This is a genomic window from Microbulbifer sp. THAF38 (assembly GCF_009363535.1).
Classification (GTDB): domain Bacteria; phylum Pseudomonadota; class Gammaproteobacteria; order Pseudomonadales; family Cellvibrionaceae; genus Microbulbifer.
In genome coordinates this window covers 1,201,508-1,227,368 of sequence record NZ_CP045369.1, presented here as the reverse complement: position 1 = coordinate 1,227,368, position 25,861 = coordinate 1,201,508, and the positions used below count along the sequence as shown (strand labels likewise).

At 45.2% G+C, this 25,861-nt stretch carries 26 protein-coding genes and 1 tRNA gene; 17 read left to right on the top strand and 10 right to left on the bottom strand.

Features of this window, described 5'->3' with window-relative positions; all coding sequences use genetic code 11:
• Positions 1 to 83: 83 nt before the first annotated feature.
• Together tgt and queA are read right to left on the bottom strand one after the other, a co-directional pair.
• The gene (tgt, locus tag FIU95_RS05170; RefSeq protein ID WP_216646303.1) at positions 84 to 1,220 is read right to left on the bottom strand and encodes a tRNA guanosine(34) transglycosylase Tgt; all 1,137 of its coding nucleotides are present in this window, start codon (positions 1,218 to 1,220) and stop codon (positions 84 to 86) included.
• Positions 1,217 to 2,290, bottom strand: a complete 1,074-nt coding sequence (queA, locus tag FIU95_RS05165) for a tRNA preQ1(34) S-adenosylmethionine ribosyltransferase-isomerase QueA (protein WP_152452159.1) — start codon at positions 2,288 to 2,290, stop codon at positions 1,217 to 1,219. The genes tgt and queA overlap by 4 nt, the downstream gene beginning before the upstream one ends.
• 178 nt (positions 2,291 to 2,468) lie before the next feature.
• Here queA and FIU95_RS05160 point away from each other — a divergent pair.
• From FIU95_RS05160 to FIU95_RS05135, 6 genes are all read left to right on the top strand, one after another.
• Positions 2,469 to 2,555, top strand: a tRNA-Leu gene (locus FIU95_RS05160).
• 149 nt (positions 2,556 to 2,704) lie between these two features.
• A complete protein-coding gene (locus FIU95_RS05155; RefSeq protein WP_172975322.1) occupies positions 2,705 to 4,003 on the top strand; it encodes a site-specific integrase in 1,299 nt (432 codons plus the stop codon).
• A gap of 399 nt (positions 4,004 to 4,402) precedes the next feature.
• The gene (locus tag FIU95_RS05150) at positions 4,403 to 4,990 is read left to right on the top strand and encodes a hypothetical protein (protein WP_152452155.1); all 588 of its coding nucleotides are present in this window, start codon (positions 4,403 to 4,405) and stop codon (positions 4,988 to 4,990) included.
• 2 nt (positions 4,991 to 4,992) lie between these two features.
• Entirely contained in the window at positions 4,993 to 5,298 is a 306-nt protein-coding gene (locus tag FIU95_RS05145; RefSeq protein ID WP_152452143.1) for a hypothetical protein, read from the top strand.
• A gap of 45 nt (positions 5,299 to 5,343) precedes the next feature.
• A complete protein-coding gene (locus FIU95_RS05140) occupies positions 5,344 to 6,153 on the top strand; it encodes a hypothetical protein (protein ID WP_152452141.1) in 810 nt (269 codons plus the stop codon).
• 485 nt (positions 6,154 to 6,638) lie between these two features.
• Complete coding sequence (locus FIU95_RS05135) at positions 6,639 to 6,890, top strand: hypothetical protein (RefSeq protein WP_152452139.1); 252 nt, start codon at positions 6,639 to 6,641, stop codon at positions 6,888 to 6,890.
• A gap of 120 nt (positions 6,891 to 7,010) precedes the next feature.
• On the opposite strand, the gene FIU95_RS05130 is transcribed toward FIU95_RS05135, so the two are convergent.
• On the bottom strand, positions 7,011 to 7,469 hold the full coding sequence (locus FIU95_RS05130; protein WP_152452137.1) for a hypothetical protein: 459 nt from the start codon (positions 7,467 to 7,469) through the stop codon (positions 7,011 to 7,013).
• A gap of 595 nt (positions 7,470 to 8,064) precedes the next feature.
• Between FIU95_RS05130 and FIU95_RS05125 the strand changes: the two genes are divergently transcribed.
• A complete protein-coding gene (locus FIU95_RS05125; RefSeq protein WP_172975321.1) occupies positions 8,065 to 8,679 on the top strand; it encodes an AHH domain-containing protein in 615 nt (204 codons plus the stop codon).
• Complete coding sequence (locus FIU95_RS05120; protein WP_152452133.1) at positions 8,651 to 9,223, top strand: hypothetical protein; 573 nt, start codon at positions 8,651 to 8,653, stop codon at positions 9,221 to 9,223. The genes FIU95_RS05125 and FIU95_RS05120 overlap by 29 nt, the downstream gene beginning before the upstream one ends.
• Before the next feature lie 1,568 nt (positions 9,224 to 10,791).
• Here the strand turns inward: FIU95_RS05120 and FIU95_RS21090 are convergent.
• Positions 10,792 to 10,947 (bottom strand): hypothetical protein, encoded by a 156-nt coding sequence (locus tag FIU95_RS21090; RefSeq protein ID WP_172975320.1) that lies wholly within the window; start codon positions 10,945 to 10,947, stop codon positions 10,792 to 10,794.
• 358 nt (positions 10,948 to 11,305) lie between these two features.
• On the opposite strand from FIU95_RS21090, the gene FIU95_RS05115 reads away from it, so the two are divergent.
• The 4 genes from FIU95_RS05115 to FIU95_RS21085 all read left to right on the top strand — a co-directional run bounded on the left by FIU95_RS05115 (position 11,306) and on the right by FIU95_RS21085 (position 14,548).
• On the top strand, positions 11,306 to 12,862 hold the full coding sequence (locus tag FIU95_RS05115) for an AAA family ATPase (protein ID WP_253868865.1): 1,557 nt from the start codon (positions 11,306 to 11,308) through the stop codon (positions 12,860 to 12,862).
• Positions 12,859 to 13,716, top strand: coding sequence for an HNH endonuclease (locus tag FIU95_RS05110; protein WP_152452131.1), 858 nt, complete (start codon positions 12,859 to 12,861; stop codon positions 13,714 to 13,716). Before FIU95_RS05115 ends, FIU95_RS05110 begins: the two co-directional genes overlap by 4 nt.
• Positions 13,717 to 13,799: 83 nt before the next feature.
• A complete protein-coding gene (locus FIU95_RS05105) occupies positions 13,800 to 14,375 on the top strand; it encodes a hypothetical protein (RefSeq protein WP_152452129.1) in 576 nt (191 codons plus the stop codon).
• Positions 14,372 to 14,548, top strand: coding sequence for a hypothetical protein (locus tag FIU95_RS21085; RefSeq protein ID WP_172975319.1), 177 nt, complete (start codon positions 14,372 to 14,374; stop codon positions 14,546 to 14,548). Before FIU95_RS05105 ends, FIU95_RS21085 begins: the two co-directional genes overlap by 4 nt.
• A gap of 198 nt (positions 14,549 to 14,746) precedes the next feature.
• On the opposite strand, the gene FIU95_RS21410 is transcribed toward FIU95_RS21085, so the two are convergent.
• Positions 14,747 to 15,538 (bottom strand): hypothetical protein, encoded by a 792-nt coding sequence (locus FIU95_RS21410; RefSeq protein WP_152452127.1) that lies wholly within the window; start codon positions 15,536 to 15,538, stop codon positions 14,747 to 14,749.
• A 413-nt stretch (positions 15,539 to 15,951) separates the two neighbouring features.
• Between FIU95_RS21410 and FIU95_RS05095 the strand changes: the two genes are divergently transcribed.
• Positions 15,952 to 16,383 carry a GFA family protein gene (locus FIU95_RS05095; protein ID WP_152452125.1) on the top strand — a complete coding sequence of 144 codons (432 nt, stop codon included), beginning with the start codon at positions 15,952 to 15,954 and terminating at the stop codon, positions 16,381 to 16,383.
• A gap of 346 nt (positions 16,384 to 16,729) precedes the next feature.
• On the opposite strand, the gene FIU95_RS05090 is transcribed toward FIU95_RS05095, so the two are convergent.
• Both FIU95_RS05090 and FIU95_RS05085 read right to left on the bottom strand, forming a co-directional pair.
• Complete coding sequence (locus FIU95_RS05090) at positions 16,730 to 16,987, bottom strand: hypothetical protein (RefSeq protein WP_152452123.1); 258 nt, start codon at positions 16,985 to 16,987, stop codon at positions 16,730 to 16,732.
• Positions 16,988 to 17,030: 43 nt separating this feature from the next.
• Positions 17,031 to 17,258 (bottom strand): hypothetical protein, encoded by a 228-nt coding sequence (locus FIU95_RS05085; protein WP_152452121.1) that lies wholly within the window; start codon positions 17,256 to 17,258, stop codon positions 17,031 to 17,033.
• Between the two features lie 627 nt (positions 17,259 to 17,885).
• Here FIU95_RS05085 and FIU95_RS05080 point away from each other — a divergent pair.
• Positions 17,886 to 18,359 carry an NYN domain-containing protein gene (locus tag FIU95_RS05080; RefSeq protein ID WP_152452119.1) on the top strand — a complete coding sequence of 158 codons (474 nt, stop codon included), beginning with the start codon at positions 17,886 to 17,888 and terminating at the stop codon, positions 18,357 to 18,359.
• 207 nt (positions 18,360 to 18,566) lie between these two features.
• Positions 18,567 to 18,926, top strand: coding sequence for a hypothetical protein (locus FIU95_RS05075; RefSeq protein ID WP_152452117.1), 360 nt, complete (start codon positions 18,567 to 18,569; stop codon positions 18,924 to 18,926).
• Positions 18,927 to 19,229: 303 nt separating this feature from the next.
• On the opposite strand, the gene FIU95_RS05070 is transcribed toward FIU95_RS05075, so the two are convergent.
• Positions 19,230 to 19,949 (bottom strand): YafY family protein, encoded by a 720-nt coding sequence (locus FIU95_RS05070; RefSeq protein ID WP_152452115.1) that lies wholly within the window; start codon positions 19,947 to 19,949, stop codon positions 19,230 to 19,232.
• Positions 19,950 to 20,126: 177 nt separating this feature from the next.
• Between FIU95_RS05070 and FIU95_RS05065 the strand changes: the two genes are divergently transcribed.
• Positions 20,127 to 21,071, top strand: a complete 945-nt coding sequence (locus FIU95_RS05065) for an alpha/beta fold hydrolase (RefSeq protein ID WP_152452113.1) — start codon at positions 20,127 to 20,129, stop codon at positions 21,069 to 21,071.
• A gap of 71 nt (positions 21,072 to 21,142) precedes the next feature.
• Here the strand turns inward: FIU95_RS05065 and FIU95_RS05060 are convergent, their stop codons facing one another.
• On the bottom strand, positions 21,143 to 23,089 hold the full coding sequence (locus FIU95_RS05060; protein WP_152452111.1) for an aconitate hydratase: 1,947 nt from the start codon (positions 23,087 to 23,089) through the stop codon (positions 21,143 to 21,145).
• Positions 23,090 to 23,716: 627 nt separating this feature from the next.
• On the opposite strand from FIU95_RS05060, the gene FIU95_RS05055 reads away from it, so the two are divergent.
• The gene (locus FIU95_RS05055) at positions 23,717 to 24,739 is read left to right on the top strand and encodes a patatin-like phospholipase family protein (protein ID WP_152452109.1); all 1,023 of its coding nucleotides are present in this window, start codon (positions 23,717 to 23,719) and stop codon (positions 24,737 to 24,739) included.
• A 224-nt stretch (positions 24,740 to 24,963) separates the two neighbouring features.
• On the opposite strand, the gene FIU95_RS05050 is transcribed toward FIU95_RS05055, so the two are convergent.
• Positions 24,964 to 25,614 (bottom strand): class I SAM-dependent methyltransferase, encoded by a 651-nt coding sequence (locus FIU95_RS05050; protein ID WP_152452107.1) that lies wholly within the window; start codon positions 25,612 to 25,614, stop codon positions 24,964 to 24,966.
• Positions 25,615 to 25,861 lie beyond the last annotated feature (247 nt).

The window sequence follows — 25,861 nt, the reverse complement described above, 5'->3', positions numbered from 1 at the left end:
ACGGGGATCGAATGAACGGACAAATGACAGGGGCACAATCGTGCGATCGACTGTGCCCCAGATAGGATAAATGTGCGACAGGATTAGGCCTGAAGTGGTGGAACCTCACGACCCAGGCCGCGGTAGAACTCCGCGACATAGGCCTCCAGCTCGTTGGCGGCAATAGCATCGCGCAGCTTTTGCATCAGGCGCTGGTAGTGACGCAGATTGTGAATGGTATTCAGCTGCGCACCGAGAATTTCACCGCAGCGATCCAGGTGATGCAGGTAAGCGCGGGAGAAATTCTCGCAGGTGTAGCAATCGCACTCTTTCTCCAAGGGGCCCGTATCGTGACGGTGTTTGGCATTGCGGATTTTCACCACACCCTCGAAGGTAAACAGGTGGCCGTTGCGCGCATTACGTGTGGGCATGACACAGTCGAACATATCCACACCACGGCGCACCGCCTCGACAATATCCTCCGGCTTGCCCACGCCCATCAGGTAGCGCGGCTTATCTTCTGGCATCTTGTGTGCCAGGTGATCCAAGACCTTGATCATCTCCTCTTTCGGCTCACCCACAGACAGGCCGCCAATGGCATAGCCATCAAAGCCGATTTCGGTCAGGCCGCGCAGGGACACATCGCGCAGTTCCGGGTACATACCGCCCTGCACAATACCGAACAGCGCCGACAGACTATCGCCGTGGGCCTTCTTAGAGCGCTCCGCCCAACGCAGGGACAGCTCCATAGATTTGCGCGCTTCGTCAGTGGTGGCCGGATAAGGCGTGCACTCATCGAAGATCATCACGATATCGGAACCCAGGTCCCGCTGAACGCGCATGGATTCTTCCGGGTCCAGGAATACCGGGCTGCCATCGATCGGCGAGCGGAAGGAAACCCCCTCTTCGGTAATCTTGCGCAGCTCGCCCAGGCTAAATACCTGGAAACCGCCGGAGTCGGTAAGGATCGGTCCGGACCATTGGGTAAAATCGTGCAGGTCGCCGTGGGCTTTAACCACTTCGGTACCCGGGCGCAGCATCAGGTGGAAAGTATTGCCCAGAATAATTTGTGCACCGATCCCTTCGATATCCCTCGGCAACATGCCTTTCACAGTACCGTAAGTGCCCACCGGCATAAACGCTGGGGTTTCCACCACACCGCGAGGGAAACGCAAGCGGCCGCGACGGGCCTTGCCATCAGTGTTATCCACTTCAAACTGCATAAAACATTCGCGGCTCACTGGGTATCTCCTTTCGCTGGTGCGACTTCTTCTTTTTTGGCATTGGGATCGCGGGTAATAAACATGGCATCGCCGTAACTAAAGAAGCGATAGCGCTCCTCAACTGCGGCCTTATAAGCGGCCATCGTATGCTGGTACCCCGCGAAGGCACTCACCAGCATCAATAAGGTGGACTCCGGCAGATGGAAGTTGGTGACCAACTTATCCACAACCTGGAATTCATAACCGGGATAAATAAAGATATCTGTCTCCCCCACCGTGGCCTGTAACTGGCCACTGCGTGCCGCACTCTCCAGCGCGCGCACACTGGTGGTACCCACTGCAATCACGCTGCCATTGCGCGCGCGGCAAGCGGCTACCGCATCCACCACATCCTGGGAGACGTCCAGCACTTCGCTGTGCATCTGGTGCTCGTAAATATTGTCCACGCGCACCGGCTGGAAGGTACCCGCACCCACATGCAGGGTCACGAAGACAACCTCGACACCTTTAGCCCGCAGCGCACCGATCATTTCATCATCAAAGTGCAGCCCCGCCGTCGGCGCCGCCACAGCACCGGCGTTGCGGCCGTATACGGTTTGGTAGCGCTCCCGATCGCTGGCATCGTCTTCGCGATCAATATAAGGAGGCAGCGGCATATGGCCGAGGCGATCCAGAATCGCCAGCACACCCTCTTCTTTGGGGAAGGACAATTCAAACAGCGCATCCTTGCGGCCGGTCACCTCTATACGGGTACCGTCTTCAAGGACAATGGTAGAACCGGGCTTGGGCGACTTACTGGAGCGCACATGGGCCCAGATATCCGTCTCGTTAAGCACCCGCTCCACCAGGATTTCCAACTTACCGCCGGTCTCCTTGTGCGCGAACAAACGCGCCGGGATCACCCGGGTATCGTTAAAGACTATCAGGTCACCTGCTTGGACCTGATCGAGAATATCTGGGAACTGCCGATGTGCAATGGCCCCACTGGGCCCATCCAGACACAAAAGACGGCTGCCGCGGCGCTCTTCAGTAGGCGCGCGGGCGATCAGCTCATCGGGCAGATGAAAGTCAAAGTCCTGACGCTGCATGGAATCCTGGAAATCTAGAAACTATGGAGAGGTCGCGAAGGTTATAGGAAATTTTAGGAGCTGTTAACTGGGACGACAGAAAATGCGCTAAGTTATTGAAATCACTGGTTGACCCAGACCAAAGCATTGCTATAATCACGCCCTCTTCGCACCGACCCCAAGGTCGAGCAGCGAAAGTGCCAGAGTGGTGAAATTGGTAGACACAGGGGATTCAAAATCCCCCGCCCTTAAAAGCGTGCCGGTTCGAGTCCGGCCTCTGGTACCATATCTTTCTTTCAGACTCCTACACCCCCATTCCAAATCGCCTTAACCCCTTGTAAAAACTAGGTTTTCACTGCTAGCCTGCGTTCATACCCCTTCAGGATGATTCACCGGGGTCTGTATGTTTCTTTGTATGCTTTTGAGAAAAGGAAAATGAGCGTCAAGAACGACAAGGATGTGCGTGCACTACCTGCAAGAGAAAACGCCTACACAAAAGGACTAGGTGATAGCCTTTTAGTCCGCGTGAAACCCAACGGCACTAAAAGCTTTGAGTACCCCTTCAAATATGCCGGAAAATCCGAACGTCTCTACCTGGGGACCTTCCCCCAAACAACTGTCACGATGGCACGCCAAGAAGTCATTAAGGCCAAGGCCGCCCTAGTACAAGGCATCAACCCAGCCGAACGCCGCAGAGCGTTAAAGGCAGAAGCAAGGCAGGCCAAGCAAAAAGAGAAGGCAGAAAGGAATAGGCTAAAAGAGCGTGAGCGAAATACTCTTAGAAATATCTGCGAACTATGGCTGGCTGCTAAAGAGGGAAAGTCCGCAGATAGAAGCCTTAAGCGCTGGAACCCTAGCACGGCAAACAAAGCGCGCCTCATTATTCGAAAGCACCTATACCCCCTTATTGGCGACCGGCCTATTGCAGAAATCCGACGCAAGGAACTCAAGGATTACTTAACCTACTTCAATGCGGGCGGCGGCTTTGAGAATGGCCGCAAAATAGCCAACTATTTAAGCCAAATATTCGAATACTCGGTTGATAACGAATTTAGAGAGGACAACCCGGCACTCAGGCTTGGCGTGGTTGCTCCCGCCACAGAAACCCAATGTCACCGTCCAGCCCCTGAGAACACCTCAGAACTTCAAGCAACCTTATTGGCCATGGAGTCAGCGCGCTGCAGTCCCACAGTTTCTGTGGCTATGCGGATAACCCCTTATCTTTTCCTTCGAACCAGTGAGATTTGTAAAATGCGCTGGCAGGACCTCGACCTTGCCAAAGGATTATGGGAGATACCCAGTGATTTTATGAAGGTAAAGAAAAATGGCAATCACATAGTCCCTCTTTCAAAAACCGTCATTAAATTAATTCGTACACTCGAACCATTTCGATTCCAAAGTGATTGGGTGTTTCCCAATGGCCGAGATACAAGCCGCCACATGACAAACAACACGGTCCGTATGGCGATGCGAAGAAGCGGCATTGAAGGGGCTAGCCCGGCATCATTCAGAGCATCCGCAAAAACTCTAAGAACTCAGCTTGGTTTGAATCGTGACGCAGTGGAGCTTGAGCGTATTGTTGACCTACAACTTCACCACTCAAACGGAGACAAATATGGAAAAGCCTATGACCGCTTCGAATATCTTAAGGAGCGCACTGAATTCATGCTGGCATGGTCTCATTATTTGGACAGTCTTAAGCAGCCGGCAGGCGTAACATTTATTCATTCGTGAGCGAAAACAGTTTGTCAGCTCAACTTATGGCGGATTAAAAAGTCGGATAGGCGCAAAAAATAACGTTGATAAATGCGCCAAAATAGAACTCCCAAAAAAATTTCAAAAGGGAGATTCAGGCTACAACTCAGGCGAGTGTGAGCACCCAAAGACTTCTAAGTGTTTGAATAAAAAAGGGAGTCTCTAGAGAGTCTTTGAAAATCTGCAATCAGAAATGAAAGGACGACAAACCGAGGGAAAGTGTATAGGTTTACAGCTGTTTGAATAAACAGTAATCTAATAAAAGATGACCAACCCACCATCAATCTTGGCGGAGCGAGGCGGGCAATCATCTTTTCGGCCGTTTAACGGCCTTCTTCAATATTCAGAACCTCAATCTTTCAGGAAGGTACTAAATAAATGAACCGTAGATATCCAGATAAAATTAGTGGACGACTACTGACTCCGGATGATATGGAAAATAGGGAGTCTTTGAAGTTGTCTTTTTCAATGGATAAAGACTCTCTCATAAACTCTCACAATCAGTCAACAGCCCCCAGCGTTTCCCATGGCCTCCAAAATGCAAATAAAAGCACTTTTGATGCATCTCAAGGTAGTACTGGTACAGAGAAATCCAAGTCGTTAGCTTTGTCTCTCCTCAAGTATTTAAGAAGCCCTGAAGTAACTAACCCTCAAGTGAAAGAGTTAATCAACTCGCTTAATGCTGTACTTGTTGAGAATCTCAAAGGCGCAAAGGAAAAAAAGTTTCGCACCTCTTCTGCAGCAAACGACCCCTATTATCAACTTCCCCCGCTCCCGGCAGACAACAAAGCTTTCATAAGTATTGGGCGCTCAGCAGCAGAACTTGATGTATCAAAGCAAACCCTCCAGCGCTGGCGACGTCAGGGGCGGATAAAATCGCCCATTTACTTATCAGCCACTAAGGCCGTTTATGAGGTGGGTTATATCCGCGAACTTAAAACCAAAATGATTGCGGGGGAGTTTTAATTATGGGACTCAAGAAACTGTCACCGCGTGAAATGAAGGCTATGGAGAGCTTCGAAAAATATGGGAGAGTTAGCCGCGAACAGCTGGACCGCGCCACTCGAAGCAGTAATAGCCCAGACATTATTTTCCAGCTCAGGAAAAAAGGCTACCCAATCAAAACTTACCCCGTCCCTCATATCGATGCCTATGGAAAAAAAGGTGTTCATGGCGACTATGAAGCAATGCCTGAAGCTCTGGATGCCTTCTATTCCTTGAGGGAAGCAGCTAATGATGCAGTCCACGGGGAGGCAAAGAGCAATGAAACCTAACTGTCGCTACCAACTACAGGAGCTCCCCAAAACACCGGAGGGCTAATGACAGAGGATGCTAGAGGGCTCCTAGAGCGGCTTCTAGCGCGTGGTGACGGTGTGGCGGTCCATAGTGGCCGCCTATTTCTTTCACCCGCCAGTTGCCAGCCTGTGCCCGCCAAATGGCTTTCTGAAAACGAACACGCCCTTATTTCTGAAGCTGCCCGCCTCACAGGTTTACAGGCCCTGGAATATATTGGCCACTCAGTAGGCAATTATGGACCCAGAAAAAATGGGGGTGTCACCCTCCAATTTCGTAGCCTTATCGATGGACGCGACTGGTATGCAATATTCAACACTTACACAACACGAGCGCGCACCACCAAGCATGGCAAGGCCGGGAGCCCCCTACCCAAAGGGCGCTTCCGCATGGGCAAGCGCTCTAATTTCTTAAAGTTCTGGAATCGCACCGGGTTGAAGATGCCAAAGAGCCTCGATGCCTTCAGCGATTGCATGGGCAAATTACGGGGGCAAATATTTACCGGGCACCCAGCAAACGGTGAGCGCTTGGAGGCCGCGACACTTGCGCTGCTCCGCATTGAACAGGGGGAACTGGCGGCTCGCATCCACCAAAATATTCCGGGTAAAGTTCGGGTAACTTCCGGGTTAATTCCGGGTAAGGTCCGGGTAAATGTTCCGGGTAAGGAATTGGCGCAACCCCAACAACCACGGGGCCTACCGCCAAATCAAACCACGGGTGATGCAAACTGCGGTAATACGGTAATAAGGGAACGCGGGTATAAGGGAACACCTATCCCCCCCCAAGAACAGACCAATGAGGAATGGTTAGCCTGTTATGAGAGTAGGTCGGCTTAAATCTGAGCCCACCTCTTTGTCAGCTGATTTAATCGGGAGCGTCAGCTAGCAAACAGCTGCGATTTAGCCAAGCGGAGTTATTCGAAACAGTGCCCGAAGTGGGGTAACGTTTCGTGACGCCATCAAGCCTGATTCACACGTGAGCGTTTTGGGCAGCCAAGCACCCCCCAAAAATATTGGCAGCACATTCGACGCCCAGCATTGAAAGGCTTTACACTGGGCGAGCATACTGGAGGCGTTGCGGCAAAATCCGTAACCGGGATTGGAACCCCGAAACTACAAGGCGACCCGAAGCCGCCTACCCCCGTATGCGGTTTTTTTGTGCCCCGAGACCTCACCTATTCTCACCCTTTTATGGTGGGCTGTTTGGGGGGCCTTGTGCCCGCCGTTCCCTTGTAGCGGTAGTTCCAACCCAAACTAGCCCGCCGCCCAATTGAGATTGGAACCTCATGGGCAGCGGCTCACTTATACAAGGAGCCCAGACCATGGCAAACCAAGCCCCAGCTGTATCTATCTCCCAAGCCAATAGCCTCATTGTTCGCTCACTCGACCTCGCAAACCTCAGCCTGGAATCACTAAACAAGCTGCGCACCCTCTTCCAAAGCATCAGCCAAATATCCGAGAGCAACACGACAAGCCGAGAGCTAGCAGTTATCGGCGCCCACCTTGCCGATGAATGGGCAAACCTAATCGACTGTGAGCGTGAGGACCTGGAGCGCCTGGAGGGCAAGCAATAAGCGCGAGGAATGCTTAAGTCCAAAGCATTAAGAAATATCAAAGTGGTATCGGGAACATGCAGACTCAACAGGGCTAGAACAGTTGAGGTTCCCTAGCAATATCATAGTGTTTGTGGTGGGCTAATGAGCAAAAAAGTTACCCAGGAAAATAGCAGCATAGCCGGCAAGCAAGGTTCCAAAGACTGTAAGAAGCATGGAAGCCAGAATACGCTCGTACTTTACACTGATTTCCGTAATTCGGCTTTGAATGGTTGAGCGGACTTGATTTCTACCTTGTATCACCTCCGCATGAAAGCCAATAGTTACATCTATAGAATCTTTATCCCATTTGCTCAGCAGTTTCTCTGTCTCCTCCAGAGGGTATGAATAGGAAAAAACAAGCAGTATTCCAAGAACTATAGAGTTCGCACCAAATGCTATTACCCAGTTTAAATCTCCTGTGTACAAGTATCTGAGTAGATGCACATCTAAAAGAACTACAAAGAGAAAGAGGATGCTCAATGGGCTAATTGAATGCATCATTCTCATTACAGGTTGGAGAGGCGCTCTTGGTTTATTGGTTAGACTTTTTGAGTTCATTTTACTTCCTTGTATTTTACGGCTTAGTAAAGTGCGGTCTTTTACGTAACTGAATAATGCAGGGAGGATACAGAATTGTTGAAAAAAGATAAGAGCCTAGCTAGCCCACAGAATTACTGAGAAACATTGAGGCGCTCCCTAAGCGTCGCTGAGGCGGACCAAAACATCTAACCCCCAGGGCTCAGAGAGCCACAGAGGCCCTTGCAGCAGAGAGTGCGCCCCATTGCCACCTTCTCAGAGTTTTGCGACCAGTACGCGCGCGTGAGCTACTGGAAATGGACAATCAAGACATCTCGAGATACGTAGGCCAAAATGCCTACGCTTTGGCGAAAATGAAGATTTTCTGTAGGTCGATGGCCGGATTTGGCCGCCTAAATGATTCTTCCTGGTTTGGGGTCATGTTTGGCATCTCATTGATATCTCTACCAAATCACGACGTGAAACCATGTGCATCAAGAGGCTAGACAAACCACCAACTTAAGCCGAAAAAATTTGGCCAGAAGTGGGCCTTAAAAACGTAATCCCGTGTATGTATATAACCTCTATAAGGTTTTGTATTCTCCCCTCTTACGTACTAACAAAGAGGGAAGAAGCAGTGGGACACTACGAGCAGCCGAAGCCGTTTTACCTGAAAGACCGCCGTGAAGTGGCTATTGACAGGTTTGTTTCTAAGGAGAATCTCACCAAAGCCGATTACATGGCGTTAAAGGTTGTTGACCAAGTTGAGGCAACTCTCGATAAGTACCGGCAAGAATCTGTCACAATGTCGAGAAAAGAGATAAGAAATGAGGAGCATGATTCCACCCGGCTTGGCCAGTTCATGGAGAAGAACGGTAAACCGCACCCTGGCGGTAACTGCGATGCACACGCCATTGTTTCAGGGGGCCACTCAATGGCCACACCGCTCAGGGCTATCTTGGCTCGTGTGAAAATCAGGATAGATGACATAAGAAATGGCACATGGCTTCCCAGAAGAACTGCTGACACCCCGCATCCCAAAATGCCTGCCGCTGTTCCCCACTCTCGTATCCATAGAGTTGGCTATTACAAGTGGTTGGAGCTGGAATTCGCTGCAATAGATATTGAAAACTTGAACGAGGCCGAGGTCGAGAAGGTTCTCAAAGCCATTGAGTACGACCTGAAATTCTCCAGCTTCCCTCACTATGTTATGTTGCCAGCCGATGAAGTCCGCAAACAAGCCGGAGTTTAATGTGGAATTTTACCAGCTATCCCCTGACTACAGCGATTACATGAGTCCGAACTTCGATATCGATGAAGTCGAAGATAAACGTGGGGATGATGATTTTGTAATCGATACTAGACCTATCAAGTACGCTGACGACTGGGTGCCCCTGGAGATTCAATTCAGCATTGATGACGCTGTTCCTGCTATTCCTACACTGTCAAAGTGGCGGAATTACCTTGTATTGCATGAATCGGCTTATCAGGCCTTAGAGCGCGTTCTAGGCCCCTTTGGGGAGTTTCTCCCCTGCACTCACCAAGGGACCAAGTTCTACCTATTCAACCCCCTGACAATTGCTGAAGACCTTAGCGCAGTAGTGCCCGGCTCAGTCAGCAAGAATGGGAATCTGCTTTCGGGTATTGAGTTCGATAAAGACAAGATGAAGGGTGTTCCGGTATTTAGGAGTAAGGAATCCTATATAACCATCTACTGCACCGACGCATTCAAAGACGTGGTTGAGGCTGAGAAGCTCGACGGCCTACTATTCAGCACCAACCTGACTCACTACTAATCAGCCTGACAACCTCGAAGCGGGCCCAATCGGTGAAGGCTGCAACAGCTACCAGATATGGGCCTTAGCCTGAGAATACCTGAGGCCCACCACTGACCGAGCCAGAAATCTCAGCCCTTTTTATGGACTAAAATAATTAGCCCCCACAGAGGCACCCCACACTCAAGGGCAGCCCTCAACAGCTCCATGCCGGATTGACACTTGCTGACACTCGCCTGCTAGGTACCCTCAAAAGGAAGGCTTTTCCACAATCAAGGGAGCCCCTCACCTGTTGAGAAATGTTGACACCGATAAAGGTTTTTTTCGCATCAATACACCCAGTGAAGCAGATTTGCTAGCAATAAAACCTGACAAAGGAAGCGATATCTTGTTAAACACAAATTAAGAGAAAGGTACGATTGAAGCGCCTAAAAGGCACAGAGGGCGGTGCCCTCCATGCAGTTTACAAGAATCAGTTATCCCGACTTTTTTCCTTAGACAACTTCAGGTCAACCTCAAGTGTAAAGCTCATCTTTTTAGCGTGCAGCTCTGAATCACTAAGAACATCTTTATCACCCCCAACAGGGGCAAAGACGGCAGTAGAAAGACAAACACTTAACATGACTGCGAAGTGGCGAGACCAACAGCGTTTTTTCATACACACTCATCCATACGTAGGTGAAAAGGCGGCGCACACCCACCCCATACCTCTAAATAGGACAATGAGCTAGATTCGACTTGAGGTTGACAACTACAACTGTATTGTCGAGTATTACCTGGTTACTATCAGGTATTACAACCTTGGACCTAGATGCATTGCCTATAGAAGTGAATGCAAACCGGTTTAAGATTGAAAGCAAGGCCTAGTGTTGGAGCACTAGGCTATTTGCTTTCTAAACGAAGACTGTCCCCAAAGCCTGTAAAGCACTAGTCTTACAAACCATTCCAACCCACTACATCTAGTGGGTTCCTGTCTTCGAATCAGCAAGGTATTCCAGTTATCAAACCAATTCAATCTGTATAACTTGGGAATATTTTGTGAGCAGACTGTTGATTATATTTGTTTGTTAGTGAGCACCAACCTGGAAAGCCTAGTAAAGCCAACACGTTTGTAAATTCTGCCTGGGTGAATAAATTGTGTTTTAAACAGGGTGTAAAAAAATCGTATTATTTTTAGGTTTTAAAGAACAATTAAGTGTTCCCGCCCTTTGGCAGAGCAATCAAAAATAACAGGGGCTGTATGTTTGTCTGTATGTTTTTCCTGCGGTTAAAAACCCTACAAAAATTCTTATAAATATCAATAGGTTGGAATATATTCGAGTCCGGCCTCTGGTACCATCTCTCAAACCCGCGTCAGCCCTAGCTTTCGCGGGTTTTTTATTTCTGGCTTACCTTCCCTCAATTTTGAAGAATGGCGCTTAAAAGCTCCGTAGTGTCCACATTGTGTCCACACAGGATTTTTTTGTCTCTCCCCCGCCCACATGTGGACACCATCAATCTATTGCTCTCCCCCAATGAAACTCCTCTTCATTTCTCTTCCCATCTCTTCAAAGTGTGAAATCCAAAGTATTCCCAAACCCCGCACTAACTCAGGCCTGGGCCGACGATCTCATTTCACCAACTAAAAGAGCGCCCAAAATCGGCAGGCGTGGGGTGGAGTGACCGACAACCCCTTTCACCGTGCAAATAACAATCAAAGAGGTATTTTCTGAAAAAATAACAGCAATATTTAAAAGCTTTTCCACTGCATATATTTAATTGGTACGTAAGTGCACAATGAGTTAATCATTGAACAGAAATGAAAATGTTGCGGACCACTACAACATTACCCAAGTACTTCGCTTACTCTGAACATAAGAGTTCACAAGCGATTACATCTGTCCACCTGTGATAACCATCAAGCCATTGACCCTCAGGACTTTTCAAAATGAAATAAAACAGCGAAATACTGAGATAAGAGAAATAGCTTTATATCCGCTGATGCATCTTTGTTTTAATCGAAGGTAACTGCTTGATTAATTCGAGATTTTGCCACAATAGAGAGGTGAGTGTTTACCGGCTATAAGGCAGGGTGATATAAAGGAGTTTCTAGCAAGTTAACTAATGTCTGACTACACCGATATTTATCAGTATAAACAAATGAATTTTATTGTATTACCAAAAGGAACCCAAACTCCGCAAACAGGAGTTAATACAGCGTATCTGCATATCGACCACTGGGACGACTTCCATTTTGTAACTATGTTTTATTTGAAAATTCATGACATGAACGGGGTTCTTCATGAGCTGGGCAATGTAAAAATTGGCAGGCAAGGGCAAAGCGCACGCGACCCAACCTATAATCTCATTGGCAGTGGGTTTCAACAATTGCCTGATGGATATTTCTCTGTCGGGCAAGATGTAGACTATTACAAAAGTATTTATAACCTGCCAGAGATAGAAAAAAGCCTATTGCTTCTAGCCTTAAAAGACATCGTTTATAAGCCGCAGTTAATTGAACTAGCCAAAGAAGAAGATGTTTTTCGAACCTCATTGCTTAGGGATGTTAGCTTATCAGTCATTAAAGGGCAATTTGCTAGGGTGTTATCTGGCAACCCACAATTAACGGATTTTCATTTTAAATTTATTAGACCCAAAACAGCTAAAGTTTCAGGCATCGAAATGGATTTCATGGTGGAGGCAGGTTACAAGCCAAGCACAAATATTCATGCAATCATCGGGCGCAACGGTGTAGGCAAGACAACTCTCCTAAATGGAATGATCAATACAATCACTAATAATCAGTACTCAGAGGCTAAGTTTTATAATATTGAGAGCATGGGAAAAAAACCTATTGCTAGCGATTATTTTAGTAGTTTAGTCTCTGTTTCATTCAGTGCTTTTGATCCTTTTATCCCCCCCACTGAACAACCTAACCCATCTCTTGGCACATGCTATTTTTATATAGGGCTCAAAAAAACAGGAAATGTACTCAAAGAGCTCACAGATATACACAAAGATTTCATTCAAGCTCTTAAATCTTGCTTTAGTCAGACATTAAAGCGGGATAGATGGTTGAGAGCTATAAATACCTTAGAATCAGATGAAAATTTTGCACATATGAGCCTAAGGGAGCTAGCTGAAATTCCTAGTGGGGAGCTTGAAGATGAAGCTCAAAAAAAAATCAAGAAGATGAGTTCCGGTCATGCTGTGGTATTACTTACAATAACTAGGTTAGTTGCCACGGTTGAGGAAAAAACCTTGGTTCTTATTGATGAACCAGAAAGCCACCTTCACCCACCGTTATTATCAGCTTTCATCCGCGCCTTATCAGAACTACTTCATGATCGAAACGGTGTATCAATCATAGCTACTCATTCTCCTGTTGTACTCCAAGAAATACCAAAATCTAGCGTATGGAAAATCAATCGCACTGGCTTATGTACTGATTCACGCAGACCTGATATCGAGACATTTGGCGAGAATGTTGGCGTTTTAACCAGAGAGGTTTTTGGTCTTGAAGTGGTGAAGTCAGGTTTTCATGATTTATTGGTAAAATCCGTTGAAAGTGGCGACTCATATAAAAAAATAATACATGATTATGGAGACCAACTTGGCATGGAAGCGCGAGCGTTACTAAAGGCACTTGTAACTCATCGTGATCGGAGTGCTCATCAGTGATAAAGCTCGAACAACCTGCACTCACTGCAGATCAAGCACTTGCAAAGTGCCTCGAAGGAATCACCGGCAATAACGAATTACGACAAAAAGTAATTAATGCGACACACCTTTTTCAAGATAACGCTTTGATATATAGCGCTTCAGCATCGACTGGCGAACTGTACACTATACCTTCGATCCCTAACCAAAACGGGTATGACCCTTTTGTAACAGGGCAGCTAAGGAAGTCAGACCTTTTAAATCTATATAAAAATTATTTAGTTAAAGGGGAAAAACCTGGACGTGATATTTACAACACATTAATGAATGCGGCCAATGAAAAATGTCCATTTTGTGGTGGTATAGGTCGCCCAAGAAATTTAGACCATTACCTACCAAAAACGCATTTTCCTCAATTTTCTGTCCTGCCGTTTAACTTGGTCCCCTCATGTAGAGATTGTAATATGGATGGCAAAGGGCAGGAGTTTGCCACCAATGAATCAGAGCAGGTTCTCCAACCATACTTGGATGAAGATTGCTATTTTAATGAGCAGTGGATTTTTGCAAACTACAAAGCAGATATTAATGATGAACCTGGGGTTATAGAGTACTTCGTTAAGCCACCAGAACACTGGCCGGAAACTCAAAAACAGCGGGTGAATAAGCACTTCACAGACTTCAACTTGGATTTAAGATTCTCAAAGGAGGCAAGCTCAAGGCTGATTATATATTTAGATCAAATTAATGCTTTATCATTCATCCCTCTAGAGGAAGCAAAAGATATTATTTTCCGGCCTGCAATTCAGAACGCCCCGTTTATCAACCATTGGGAAAGAATCATGTGTTTAGCACTGATGAAAGATTTTTCCAACTGAAAAATTCACATTAGAAATGTGCTACCGTCAGATAATTTTTGCATATTTCTATGGTGTCAATAAATAAACTCCGAGAAACATGGATGAAACTTCCACTATATGGATTACATAAAGCACATCAAAAGTATGAACAACTACGATCAATAGCCAGAGATGTTACCGCTGAAAGCCTGTCAGGGTCCTATCAAGATCATGCCCACATAAAGCTACTGGGTATTGACAATGAGGCACTAAAAGCATCAGCTGTATGGCATGATATGGAGTGCTCACGACCTAAAGCAGAGTGGAGTTGGCAAGAAGTCGCAAAGGTGTATCGAAAAAGTTTTCCTAAGCGCTTTGAACTGTCAATTTGGTATGGCGGAACTCTTTGCGGCCTTTCTTATGGACGTCCCTCCGCAGGTAAAACCAGAATGCGAATAGAGCTAATTGAGGGAGCACCAAGATCCGGAAACCCACTCGGCCCGAGAAGGGTTGTACCTATAACAATAATGAACGCCACTGCTTACGCTGGTATTCTTGGTGCAAAAGAACTTAGAATTATGCGGCCTGCAAAGCCCCTTATTTCATATTACGAAAGTCTAGACTTTGAATATGTTCCATCTACAGGTGCTGAGCATTTTCCTGATTATCTATACAAAGTCTTGAGGCAACCAGTATGAGTGATGACAATAAAAAGCCACTGAGTGAAGAGGAAAAACTTCTTCGGGAAAAAGCTCGGCAACTGCTTAAAAAAAATAAAACGCCCCCATACAGCTCCGATGATGAGGGTGGAATAAGTGCTGGATCAACCAATAGTGACAACTTAAAACAGGATTTAGATCGTGATGAATAGTACAGAAAAAGAAGCAAAGGAGAGAGCTAAAAGGGCACTTGCAATAAACAAGGTCAAATCAAATGCTACTCCATTACGAAAAGGGATTCACAAAGGATCTCAACCAACACATAAAGTAAGAGACTAATTGTAGCTTCTATTATCATTTCAAAATATCCACACTCTACTGCCTCACCTCCTGCCCATTGGGTGTAAGGATCAAGGCAGTAGATAACACTGCCCCTTTAAGTCAGGGCACCCCCTTTCCTCCAATACCCCTCCCCATTTTATCGAATACTCGGTATAGGTCCCGGTCACAATATCCAGAATTTGCAGCCAGGAATAAAACTCGGCTTTCTTAGATTTCGCAATCTCTTCTGCCAGCTCCATTGCCGCTTCTTCAGTAGGTGCGGAACCTCTATAACTCTTTGCTCCACCATTCATCAGATGGATTCTCTCAGCAAAAACTGCGTATCTATTTATATTATGCTCCATAATCATTTTCCTTTTATATAAAAACTTAGGCCGTAATTGGTTTAAGTTGAGACTGCAAACTATCCGCACTGCTCTTATGGCCATTGATTGCCGTATCTTGAATCGCTTTTGTCCATTACCGGGGTGGGTATGTGTGGCGAGTGTGCCGGCAAGGGCCGACACTACGCCGATCAAATCCTCTAATACCTTCAGCACGTTTAAAGATTCACTGCCCAACCAAACCTTGCCGCCGTCCTTTACTTTGATGGTTTGGCGGACCTTGGCTACTGATTCGCGAATGTTACCGATCTGTTCTTTTACATCACGGCCCACTGAAATATTAATATCGCTGGCGGTTTTAATATTTAGATTATCTAGGGCTGACAAGTTCAAGCCGCCACCTGATAAGAAACGTAAAGCTCCAAGGGCTTCAAATATTTTTACGCCGGCTACTTCTTCCACAGAATGCTCACTGGCTTGGCGGTGTTCGCTGTCACAGCATGTCTGTATTTCGGCAGCTTCAATAATACGGCGCAATGAATTCTCGCGAATATCCCCATGGGTTTCCCGGCTCCAGTCTGCTCTGGTATCCACCTTTTGCCGCACTGAGTCGCTTTGCTGCTAAAGTAAATCCTCACGGTCGAGTGCTAGGTGCCCTACCCCATGCGATAACACCGTACGAACAAATGGCTCATCAGCCATTGCCTGCATAGTGCAGCGATAGCGGTACAAAAAACAGGCAAGCAATCAAATGAAAAAACCTCTACCATTTCGTAATTTATATCGACATAGGACAGATAAATAACTAGCCAAGCTACCAACATTTATGTTTACATCACTTGGTGTGATCAGAATTTACAATTCAAACAAATCATCTTATCGATGATAAAAAAGAATGCTTAATTTAGTTTCTTATTTTAAATCAACTATTACAACTACGGGCTCATTGTATGAATAGCAAGAATACAATTACTTCCGGTGGTTGCTTGTGTGGAGCTGTACGGTACGAGGTTAAAGGGCCACTGCGCGACGTAGTTAACTGTCATTGTAGTATGTGTCAAAAGTTGCATGGAAGTTTCGGCCCTCACACAAAGGCTCGCAAAATAAATATTAAGATAACAAAAGATGACGGGCTAGCGTGGTATAAAACGTCAGAAGTAGCCCGCAGAGGCTTCTGCCAGCAATGTGGCTCAAGCCTCTTCTGGGAGCCATTTAATCTCGATGCCACTGGAATTATTGCAGGATCACTAGATGGCCCAACCGGGTTGAAAACAATGGGGCATATTTTCACCAGCGAAAAATCTGATTTTTACGAAATTGATGATGAACACCCACAATTCAAGGGGTCATCAAATGGGCAGCTTGTCAATGACTACAAATAAATCATTTTTTTGACCGAGAGATAATCCCAGATCTAAAAGACGAAAGGCAATTAACCCCTTGATCGTAGGCTCAATCTCTACCTGATCAAAAACAATCAATTTAGATAGCAATAGTAAGTGAGCTGACACTTAAGTGACAATATCGACCTTAGTGACAGCTCAAATTAAAACAGTGCAAAACAACATAGCTAATAGCCTTTTCGCAGTAAAACAACCTCTCGGAAAAGGGATTTTCCTGGCCACTCTCGCAACGGTTAAGGCTCCCTTCTATGGTGCCTTCTTCTATGATGCCTTCTTCACTTTTATCGAACCTGACTAAAACCAGAGGGCACCATTAACTAGCTATTCAGTTTTTACTGTCCGGACACTCCCTTTCTTCCAACACCCCACCGGTCTTGATTGAATACTCGGTATAGTTGCCAGTCATAATATCGAGAATTTGCAGCCAAGAGTAAAACACCGCTTTCTCAGACTTAGCAATTTCTTCTGCCAGCTCCATGGCGGCTTTCTCGGTGGGTGCAGAATCCCTAAAACTTTTTGCACCGCCATTCATCAAATGAATTCGTTCTGCAAAAATTACGAATCGATTGATCTTTCTTCCCATGATCTATCTCCTTATCGATAAAACTGCTTAAGCCCTTACATCCTTATGCAGGGGCTGCCAGCCAATCCATACTGCGCTCAACCTCCCGCATCTGTGTCAATGTCAGGTCCAACTCCTTGCGCAGATTTACACCTACAGAAACTGAAAAGCTGCGCACATACTTCGTATAATTCAGCATACAGATAGCATACATTGCTCGGTTGTCATAATCCGAACGATACCGGCAAATCCGGACAGGCTCTCCGTCGAAAATGATGCTTCTGGTTCCCATGACTACCCTTACCAAACTACTGTACATGCATACAGTATAAGATATGGTGATCCTGCTTTGTCAACCCACAATGGACCCAACACCCTTAATGATCCCTGAATAGGCTAAAAATCAATCTGTTATCACAAAGTGGTGTCTTGAAGATTTTTGAGGTCTGAATGAGTCGCGGAATATACTGGGATCTGTCAAAACGACGAAAAACCGCTAAAGAACATCACTAAAGATGGGTGGTTCAGAAAGGTAGCCCTGCACCAATTACAAGTGGTCAAGGGAGACTGAACTCCATTCAACGCTACTCTACTTATTAAGACAAACAAATTTTCTGAAATATGGCCTGAATAACCGATTTAAGCACTAACTTGGTCGGTCAGCACAATTATTCGCTAATGGTAGATGGGATTCCAAGCGTTCAGTTTGCACAGCATTGAATTTATATACCATCACTTTGCCAATACATGCTGTCATTTTTAATATCCTGTTTTTATAATCCAGAATATTCAAAATTTAGTATTGACTAGCAATTGTCGCTTGAAATTGAAAGGCGAGCAACATAAAGTGTCAACATTATAAATAACAGTCAATATCGCTATTTTTGGTATTAGGCTTTTAACATTATTGGATTATCAAATGGAAAAGGTTGCCATTCTTGTTGACGTGCAGAATGTTTATTACACATGCAGGCAAATCCATAAACAAAACTTTGATTATAATAAGTTTTGGTCTGAAGTAACTCATGGAAGGAAAGTCGTAAAAGCCGTGGCCTACGCCATCGACCGTGGCGATAGAAAACAGTATCAATTTCAAAATATCTTAAGATCTATCGGTTTTGAGGTGAAACTAAAACCCTTCACTCAACGGTCCGATGGTTCCGCCAAAGGTGATTGGGATGTGGGGATAACGATAGATGCGATGGAATATTCAAGCTTAGTAGACACTATAGTTTTAGTTTCAGGCGATGGTGACTTTGATATTCTTGTGCATAAGCTCAGATTAGATAGAGATAAAAAGGTTGAAGTATATGGCGTACCAGAGTTGACAGCTGCCACATTATTCAACGCGGCGAGTGAATTTATTCCAATTGATAACAAGCTTTTACTTTAACAACTATCTATCTAAGTATACGGCTCTTTTATAGGCTAAAATGCATCTACAAGACCCCAGCATAAATTCCAAAACCAAACATCAAAAAAAGAGCCTGATTCTAACTTGAATGTTTTACAAAGGAAGTATGATTCTCTATACACATGACTCTCTGTGACTACAGTTTAATTAAACAAATAAAAGCTTCGAATATTATACGGCTAGCTAATGCGAAGAATCAAAATTTTGAAGTTTTATTATGATGAATGGAAAGGATTTGCTTTAATAGCTCTCTTTTTTTTATTAACTCTGCTCCACGTAATCAACCTAGCGAGTAATACTGAAAAGGTAATAGAACAGACTGGCAGAATTACATCAAAATATCACCATGGTTTTTCAGGTGCAGGTAGCAGGGGGACGCTAGAGTATTCATATAGTGTAGAGTTGAATAATAGGAGAGTGATTCAGGTAGTTAGTGATTTGAACCTAAGCATAGGTGATACTGTTTGTGTCGCAAGTATAACTTTTAAAAACAGCTTAAAAGTTGCCAAATATGTAATAGAGACTAAAGGAGTGTGCCGTCAATAACGAGTTACAGAAATAGAACAGGAATATATCTCCGTACTGACATAATCATATCTATACGATTACTTGAACTATCAATAGAATTATGATGTCACGAACCTTGGTAAAGATATATTCAGACTATATCAATAAGAAAGATTTAAGCTTAAGTGAAAACAGTCAGAAATATTTAAAATCTTAGTATGGATTGTTGACTTATTTCGTAATGACTCCCTCATAACTCTTATAAAAAAGCCTGAATAAATACAGTATTTTACTCTAAGAACGAAAAAAACCGAAAGATTAGCTTTTGTAAGCTCGTAAAGATTAACGAGATAAATCCCGAATTGGAGAGACACTATCTTCGAACAAGACATGTCGCCGCCGAAATTTTTTGCCCTTGAGATACTCCGGTTTGCTGATCCTGTCCATTCGAAAATGACGGAAATCTTTGCGTGCGGGATCCCAAGCTACCAGATACCATAGAGGTGGTAAAATCAGCATCGCCTGTGGCTCAACAACCCTACTGGTTACAGATCCCTTTGCATCACGGTATTGGAAGCTTAGTTGTAACCGCTGGAGAAAAGCTGTCTCGAAAGTGGGGAGCAGCGCGGGCTCCATTTCCTGAATATTTGATACGTCTACCTGCGGTGAAAGCTTACCGATATATAAGCAGTCTAAAAACCGGCGTAAATCACGTACTTTGTCCGGTGGTAAAGCCTTCTCTATTTTGGCAAGCCCAGTATCTGCAAGCCCCGAAAAAGGTAAATTCCCGGCCGCACGCATTGATGCAACGCTGATAAGGAGTGCAAAGACCTCGGCAACCGAGAGGCGCGCTGTGGTTTGGACCGATTGCGGGTCTAATTGCAGGCCGCCCCCAGGACCAGGGTCAGAGTGAATAACAAAGCCCTCATCGCGCAGTGCGCTAATATCACGCAACACCGTACGCCTGGATACACCGACCTCTTCAGCTAAGTCAGCAATCGTAGAAGTACCATTTCGGCGAAGGCTGCGCACGATGGCGTCTTGTCGAAGGCGAACACTCATTTCGTAAGGATATTATTAAATGGTGACATTATTTGGCACCATTTGATTTTAGCCTATGTTTGTTCTTTTCAGCAAAGGAGTTCTGAAATTGCAACGCACATCCGTAGCCCCAAGTCGAAGAAAAGGGGCTGTCCGGCACATAAGGCATTGTTGAGCCTCAAAAAAAGGAGAGATACATTGTTTAATCTAACCGAATTCCCCAACCCCACTCTTATTCCAGTCAACGGTGTTGAGTTAGAAGTCTTTGAAGCAGGCCAACAGAATACGGGAAAACCTATTGTACTTTGTCACGGCTGGCCAGAACATGCCTATTCTTGGCGCCACCAGCTGTCTGTACTTGCCGCAGCCGGCTACCACGTTATCGTTCCAAACCAGCGTGGTTATGGCAATTCATCCCGTCCTGCCGATGTAACTGACTATGACATTGAAAACTTGTCGGGTGATCTCGTCGCGCTTCTTGATCACTACGGATACAAAGATGCCACGTTTGTCGGCCATGATTGGGGTGCAATGGTGGTTTGGGGGCTTGCGCTATTACATCCAAACCGGGTCAATAAAATTATAAATATGGCCCTACCCTACCAGGCTCGCACAGAAAAGCCGTGGGTCGAATTTATGGAAGAATTCCTAGGGAGCGACTATTACATCGTTCACTTTAACCGACAGCCAGGCATCGCGGACACTGTGTTAGATGCAAATACTTCACAATTCCTTCGCAATATATTCCGCAAGAACATACCTCCAGCACCACCTGAGCCTGGAATGATGATGATCGATCTCGCCAAAGCAAAAGTGCCACTTGGCGAGCCCTTAATGAGTGATAGCGAACTGGCTGTTTTTGTTTCCGCATTTGAGAAAACAGGTTTCATGAGCAGTATTAATTGGTATAGAAACCTTGACCGAAATTGGCAGATCTTGGCAGATGTAGAGCCAACCATCCAAAAGCCAGCACTTATGATTTACGTCGATCGAGACTTGATCCCTAAGGCTCCAAACTTAAAAGAGTTCGTTCCCAATGTTGATATAGCCAGTCTCAACTGCGGCCACTGGATTCAACAGGAAAAACCGGAAGAAACAAATCAGATCATTCTAAAGTGGTTAGAAAAACAAGATGCCACTTAGCGTAAAAGGCTATTCGATATTAAAAGTATCTATGAAAGCATCTGAGTAATTTACAGATGTAGTAAAACCCACTATTTCTCGTTACTCAGATACTTTTCTCGCACTTGATTAATCATACCGCCAGCCTCTAGCACTTCGATTTCATCTGCTGACAAGTCACTGCGCAGATTAATACTCTCGCCGGATGACTTAATCAAAAGCTTTATAGATTTGTTTGATTTCAGTTGCGCTATTGGCTTTTCAATCTCAAGAATTGAATCCTGCTCAAGTCGATCGTAATCATCAAAGCTCTCAAAAAGTAGTGGCAGAACACCAAAGTTAATGAGATTACGGCGGTGGATACGAGCCATGCTTTTTGCAATTATGCACCTTACCCCAAGAAATCGTGATGATACCGCTGCATGTTCACGGCTGGAGCCTTGCCCATAATTTTCACCACCAACAACAAAACAGTCACCATTCAATTTTATCGCCCGCTGGTAAAATTTTTCATCAATACGGAAAAATGTATAGCGACTAATGGCGGGGATGTTTGAGCGCAAAGGTAAAATTTCAGCTCCGGCAGGCAGTATTTCATCTGTCGAAACGTTGTCACCCGCTTTCAGTAATAGCGGGCCCGTTAAACTGTTTGGAAGCTTTTCAAAGTTTGGCAACGGTTTGATATTCGGACCTTTAATCAGCTCAACGGCTACAGGGATTTCTTGGGGTGGCTGGAGTAAAGGTCTTATATCTGGTAGATATTCCGGCTCACTAAAGCTGGGATAGTCCATGTCCAGTTCACGAGGATCGGTGATCACACCTTTCAAAGCACTGGCAGTGGCGGTTTCAGGGCTGCATAAATAGACTTGGTCATCTGCTGTGCCGGATCGGCCAGGAAAATTACGTGGCACAGTACGTAGACTGATACGGCCAGTAGCCGGAGCCTGCCCCATACCAATACAACCGCCACAACCTGTTTGGTGCAAGCGCGCGCCCACTTCAAGTAGTTTTGTGAGATCGCCACTCCGGCTAAGCTCCTCAAGCAATTGGCGCGAGGTTGGGTTGATATCAAAAGAGACATCGTCGGCTAATCGACGACCTGCGACGATACGCGCTGGTATGGCGAAATCCCTCAGCCCAGGGTTAGCAGAAGAGCCAATATAGCTCTGGTAAATAGGGCGACCCGCCACTTCACGTACGGTTACCACTTTGTCTGGACTGGATGGGCAGGCGATCAGCGGCTCAAGATCAGATAAATTAATGGTGTCCTCTTCGTCATAGCTCGCACCCTCATCGGCTTTCATTTCTACATAATCGCTTTCCCGATGCTGCTGTTTGAGAAAGGCTTTCACAGCTTCATCGGCAGGAAAGACACTGGCCGTAGTACCCATCTCCTGCCCCATATTGGCGATTACATGGCGATCCATCGCGGTCAGATTGGCGAGGCCTGGGCCGTGATACTCGACAATCTTATTCACACAGCCCTTGACCGTTTGCCGGCGCAACATTTCCAGGATGATATCTTTGGCACTGACCCAGGGCGGCAATTCACCCTCAAGCTTTACGCCGAGCACTTTCGGCATTTTCAGCGCGAAGGGTACGCCAGCTATGGCCATGGCCACCTGTAGGCCACCAGCACCTATGGCCAGCATGCCCATAGAGCCGGCTGCACAGGTATGGCTATCGGCGCCAAGTAACGTCTTTCCGGGTATATCAAAGCAAGCCATATGTACCGGGTGACTTACACCATTACCGGGACGTGAAAACCAAAGTCCAAACTTGCGACAAGCGCTTTGCAGGAACAGGTGATCATCCGCATTTTTGAAGTCCGTCTGTAGAAGGTTGTGATCTACATACTGGGCGGAAAGCTCAGTTTTGATTTGTGATAAACCAAGCGCCTCTAGCTCTAACATCACCAGAGTGCCGGTACCATCCTGTGCCAGCGTCTGGTCAATCTTGATCTCTATTGGGCTACCGGGTTCCAATGAACCACTCACGAGATGACTCTTGATCAGTTTCTGTGCGAGGTTCATAGCCATAATGGGTACCCTTGAGCAAGTTTCTTAATCTGAGAAGCTCCACTTTCGGCGCCTCTTGAACCTGATTCATTGTAGTCCGGGTCAAGATAGTTACTATGTGCGCCTAACTGATCTTATATATTGGCAGGATAAATTGAGCGTCTGGCCGAGACCATTGAGCCTTATAGTAATAGGGAAATACGGTAGTCTAGGGCTAACCTCATTCAATATCATCAAGTTTTGTAGGCAAGAAAGTAGACCAAGCTTTCCGAGTGATCACATGAACCGAAAAAAATTTATATATAAACCACTAAATTACACGCGTATATCTGTAAATTAGTATTTCCTCAGTGTTTTTTATTTTTAGATATCATTTTCTTGAGGGGATTGAGAATGATCGTATTTTCAATGTTCGGCAGCCTCATTTATCCTTATCTATGCACGCATAACTTCCGTCACTAACGCAAACTCTCTCTAAGTCTTTTATGGAAATTATCATCAACAATACTTCTAAGTAGGTAATTTATTGAAAGTAGCAATCTCTCCTGAGGTATATTGATCAAACGAAATATTTAAAGTATTAATTGTTCATGCTGGTGCTATCTTTCTAGAATCACATATAATCAATAGATCTAAGGAGAAATAAAAGTGACGATCAGAATCCTATCTATTGATGGAGGGGGGATAAGGGGAATATTACCCGGTGAAATCTTGGTCGCTCTTGAGAATAAACTAAAGGTGGAATCGGGCAACTCCGACGCCAGAATAGGAGACTTCTTTGATCTGATTGCAGGAACAAGCACCGGCGCAATATTAGGTGCAGCCTATATTTGCCCCAACAAAGAGGGAAGGCCAAAATTCACTGCACAGGAAGCTGTCGATATTTACCTACAAGAAGGAGGTAAGGTATTTGATACTGGAATCTGGCCCTACCTGGATAAGTGGAGATATCTCAGGGGGGAAAAATACTCCACATATGAATTAGAAAAGGTGCTAAAAAAGTATTTTGGAAATACAAAGTTAAGCAAACTATTAAAACCTTCTTGCTTCATCTCCTACGACATCAGAAAGCGAGAGCAAATCATTTTTAGACAACATTGTGCCACAGTAAGGAATGAAGACTTCTTGGTAAGAGATTTATTACGAGGCAGCACCGCTGCGCCAACTTACTTTGAGCCCGCACGTATTTATTCTTTACCACCGCTTAATAAAAAATATATCCTGGTAGATGGCGGAATGGTAGCCAGCGATCCAGCCCTATGCGCCTATTCAGAGGCCATTAAGTTCAGCGGTGTGGGGGGAATCAAGGATATGATTATTGTATCTCTAGGTACAGGCAAACAACTAAGAAGTTATAAGTACAAAGAAGTGAAAGACTGGGGAATTTTTAATTGGGCGAGACCTTCTATCGATATCGCTCTGAGTGGCGGTGCTCAAATGACTCATTATTATCTGAAACAAATTTCAACTACTGTAGAAAACACCAAGTACTACCGGATTCAGCCAAATCTGTATGATGCCAACCCTACATTAGATGATGCGTCCCCTAAAAACTTGAAAAAACTAAAGAAATCTGGTGAAAAAAATGCAAAGCACCATGATCAATTATTAGATGAAATTGCTCGAACATTGGTAAATACACAAGGTAGCCATCAATATAAGCAAAGATAATAATACCTATCAATACAAAATTAACGAAACCAATAACTAATCCAACTAATCATTCAAACACCCTAGCAAACAGAGGCCACACCTTGAGAATCTTCTCTTTGATTTTCCATACTAAAAAATGCCAATTCTGTACTTGAGCCTTAAAAAGCAAGTTTTTATTCAAATCCTACCAGATATACTCAGCAGCAAGGGCAAGTTTGTTGTAGCCATATTTAAGTCTGTGTTTAAGCTTCACATAAAACAATATTTATTAACTTCTCCACCAGATCACCGGTATTACTCTCTCCATACTCAACATGTCTTTCACAACATAGAACCCTAAAGCCAGCTTCAACTAATTGAGTTCTAATATCGCTTTCATCAAAAAGCTGAAATCCAAACGGTGTAAATGATAAATTCTGCATAAAAGACTTATCACCAAAAGCTATACAAAATTTTCCTCCAGGTACCAGTACTCTGCGTATTTCAGACAAGTGCGTTTTGAGAGACTCCCAAAAGTAGATGGTGTGGACAGTAATCGCCTTCTCGAATTGACTGTCGGCAAACGGTAACTTCTCTGAGGTCCCCACCTTAAAGTCCATCCGTCCCGACTCAATATATTTAGAATTAAGAGATTTCGCACTCGCGACCATATCACTAGACCAATCGACCCCCGTATAGCGAATGCTGGAACCTTGACGAAGTACATCGACTGCAAACTTACCATTACCGGGCCCAATCTCGAGAATACGATCATGATCCACCACATTAAGCAATTCTAGTGCGGCCATGTTCGTTGCTTTATTGGCTTTATTCATCTGCAATGCAGTATCGGAGGCTAGAGCACCGGAGGGCTTCCTTAGCTGTTCGGCCACTAGTTGAGGATCTTTAGACATTTCTTCTCCATTTACTAAAAAGGGGGAAGGAAAGAATACACTGCGCTCGGGACCGTATGAGGCATGGATGCCGATTACGAGCTTACAGGGATGTATTCACAGCGCGTCTTGAGCGCAGTGTATTCTTTCCTTCTGACCCAGTAGTAAGACCTATTTTTGAGTACATAAATAGTCCTTATGTACTTACAAGCTGCAATTAATGTAGAAATTAGCAGCGTTTTTTCGGTTGATTTTTACATCATCGTTT